Origin of the sequence: Acidovorax sp. HMWF029, from assembly GCF_003060895.1 — a bacterium.
In the GTDB taxonomy this organism is placed as follows: Bacteria; Pseudomonadota; Gammaproteobacteria; order Burkholderiales; family Burkholderiaceae_C; genus Acidovorax.
The window spans coordinates 1-3,133 of record NZ_QAIH01000070.1 but is presented as its reverse complement, the minus strand read 5'-3'; the positions used below and the strand labels follow the sequence as shown (position 1 = coordinate 3,133).

Sequence of the window (3,133 nt, the reverse complement as noted above, 5' to 3'; positions counted from 1 at the left end):
CCCTTGGGCCGCTCGATGCGGTCGCCGCGCACATGCTCGGCATTGCCGGGGTGCACCATGTCGCGGATGCCGCCCTGGCCGTGGTGGAACACAGGCTCGCCGATGTCCTTCTTGGGGATGGTGATGTTCTCGGCCTGCTCGATCTCGCGGATGCCGCGCTGCGAGACAGCTCGGCGCACGCTGTCCGCAATCTGCTCCTTGAAGCGGCGGACAAAACGCTCGCGGTTGCCGACGGACTTGTTCTTGCCTGCGAGCCTGCGGTCGATGATTTGCAATGCCATTTTTCACCCCCCGTGTGGCCACGCCCCTCAGCCTCCGCTCGCCCCTCGCGCAGGCAGCCGCGCAAGGGCCGCCCCGCCGCGCTGGCTGCGTCCCCCTTCCCGAATGGCGCAGTCATTCGAGAGAAGGGGGAAGGCGCGCAGCGACTCAGGGGGTTGCACCATATCTAGCTGCTCTTGCGCACGCGCAGGTACCACTCGCAGAGCAGCCGCACCTGCTTGGGCGTGTAGCCCTTGTTCACCATGCGGGTGACAAAGTCCTCATGCTTGCGCGCCTCCTCGGCGCTGGCCTTGGCGTTGAAGCTGATCACCGGCAACAGTTCCTCGGTGTTCGAGAACATCTTCTTCTCGATCACCAGTCGCAGCTTTTCGTAGCTCGTCCAGCTCGGGTTCTTGCCCTGGTTGTTGGCCCGGGCGCGCAGCACGAAATTGACGATCTCGTTACGGAAGTCCTTGGGGTTGGCGATGCCTGCGGGTTTTTCGATCTTCTCCAGCTCGGCATTGAGCGCGCCCCGGTCGAACACCTCGCCGGTGTCGGTGTCGCGGTACTCGTTGTCCTGGATCCAGTAGTCCGCATAGGTCACGTAGCGGTCGAAGATGTTCTGGCCATATTCGCTGTAGCTCTCCAGGTAGGCGGTCTGGATTTCCTTGCCGATGAACTCGGCATAGCGCGGCGACAAAAACTCCTTGATGTAGCCGGTGTACTTGGTCTCCAGCTCGGAGGGGAACTGCTCGCGCTCAATCTGCTGCTCCAGCACATACATCAGGTGCACCGGGTTGGCCGCCACCTCGGCACTGTCGAAGTTAAACACTTTCGAGAGGATCTTGAACGCAAAGCGGGTGGAGATGCCTGTCATGCCTTCGTCCACGCCCGCGTAGTCGCGGTACTCCTGGTAGCTCTTGGCGCGCGGGTCGGTGTCCTTCAGGCTTTCGCCGTCATATACCTGCATCTTGCTGAGGATGCTGGAGTTCTCAGACTCCTTCAGACGCGTGAGGATGGCGAACTGCGCCATCATCTTGAGCGTGCCCGGCGCGCACACAGCGTTGCCCAGCGATGACTCGCGGATGAGTTTCTCGTAGATGCGGGTTTCTTCGCTCACCCGCAGGCAGTAAGGCACCTTGACGATGTAGATGCGGTCGAGGAACGCCTCGTTGTTCTTGTTGTTGCGAAACGCCTTCCACTCGCTCTCGTTGCTGTGGGCCAGCACCACGCCGTCGAACGGGATGGCGCCAAAGCCTTCCGTGCCCTTGTAGTTGCCCTCCTGCGTGGCCGTGAGCAGTGGGTGCAGCACCTTGATCGGCGCTTTGAACATTTCCACAAATTCGAGCAGGCCCTGGTTGGCCAGGCACAGGCCGCCGCTGTAGCTGTAGGCGTCGGTGTCGTCCTGGGCATAGGTTTCGAGCTTGCGGATGTCCACCTTGCCCACCAGGCTGGAAATATCCTGGTTGTTCTCGTCGCCAGGCTCGGTCTTGGCGATGCCCACCTGCTTCATGATGCTGGGGTAGCGCTTGACCACCCTGAACTGGCGGATGTCGCCGCCAAACTCCTCCAGACGCTTCACCGCCCAGGGCGACAGCACACGCTGCAGGTAGCGCCGAGGGATGCCGAACTGCTCTTCGAGCACCGGTCCGTCTTCCATCGCATCGAACAGGCCGAGAGGCGATTCGTTGACCGGCGAACCCTTGAGCGCATAGAACGGCACCTTCTGCATGAGGTATTTCAGCCGCTCGGCGATCGAGCTTTTGCCACCGCCAACCGGGCCCAGCAGGTAGAGGATTTGCTTGCGCTCTTCCAGCCCCTGCGCAGCATGGCGGAAGAAGCTCACCACCTGTTCGATGGAGTCTTCCATGCCGTAGAACTCGGCAAAGGCGGGGTAGCGTTTGATAACCTTGTTGGCGAACAGGCGCGACAGGCGCGGGTCGTTGCGCGTGTCCACCATTTCAGGTTCGCCGATGGCAGCCAGCATGCGCTGGGCAGCGGTGGCGAAAGCCATGGGATCGCGCTTGCACTCGGCGAGGTACTCGTCAATCGACATTTCCTCTTCACGGCTACGGGCATAGCGCGCGGCGAAATTGCTGATGGCATCCATACGACCTCCTGTAGCAGCACCCCCGGCGGGCTCGGGAAGTGCCACGGTGTTGCAGTGGGAATCGCTACCGGCTTGGCTCTTTGTAGCACCACGGCCTGCGCTTGAACAGCAAATTCGTGGTCACATCCGTTGCCTTTTTGGCGCTTTGCACACACTGCGGTAGAGCGTGGCACACTGCGCAAAGTTCAGCCTGCGCGCGGCCTGCACGGGTTGCCCCGGATAGGGAATGTCCTGACAACCAGCGGGGGCTGCGCACACGCTCAGAAGCGCCCTGACCCGGAGGCTTCCCACAGGGCCCACGCGACAGCCCTGCCCGTCACCAAGCACTCACACAGCACTGGCGCCCGCACCATCGCCCCGGTACAGCCAGGGCACATCCAGCAAGCGCTCACCCAGCAAGCACAGCGCCCCGTCCCGCCCCCACCGCACCGGACCCGTGGCATGAAAAATGCGCCCGTTGCGGATGGAGCGCGCCTGCACGCGGGCGTTGCGCTGCCAGCGGTTGAGGGCATAGCGCGTGAGCCGCAGCGGCACCTCCAGGTCGTGCATGGCCAGCGCGCGCTGCAGCTCGGCGGCGTCCTCGATGGCCATGCCCGCGCCCTGGGCCAAGTAGGGACGCATGGGGTGGGCAGCATCGCCCAGCAAGCCCACCAGACCACGCGCCATCTCGTCGGCAGCGCGCACAGGCGGTCGGTCGCACAGCGGCCACAGGCGCCAGCCCGCCGGGGCGTGATCGCTCACACAGTGCACCAGGTCCTGCAGTGC

At 63.4% G+C, this 3,133-nt stretch carries 3 protein-coding genes; all 3 read right to left on the bottom strand.

Annotation, left to right across the window (positions count from 1 at the left end; genetic code table 11):
- On the bottom strand, nucleotides 1–281 hold a 281-nt coding region (locus DBR12_RS04190), incomplete at its 3' end, for a DUF444 family protein (RefSeq protein ID WP_146185467.1).
- 164 nt (nucleotides 282–445) lie between these two features.
- Entirely contained in the window at nucleotides 446–2,368 is a 1,923-nt protein-coding gene (locus DBR12_RS04180; RefSeq protein ID WP_108616097.1) for a PrkA family serine protein kinase, read from the bottom strand.
- A gap of 327 nt (nucleotides 2,369–2,695) precedes the next feature.
- Nucleotides 2,696–3,133: FAD-dependent monooxygenase (locus tag DBR12_RS04175; RefSeq protein WP_199226628.1), on the bottom strand; the 438-nt coding region annotated here is incomplete at its 5' end.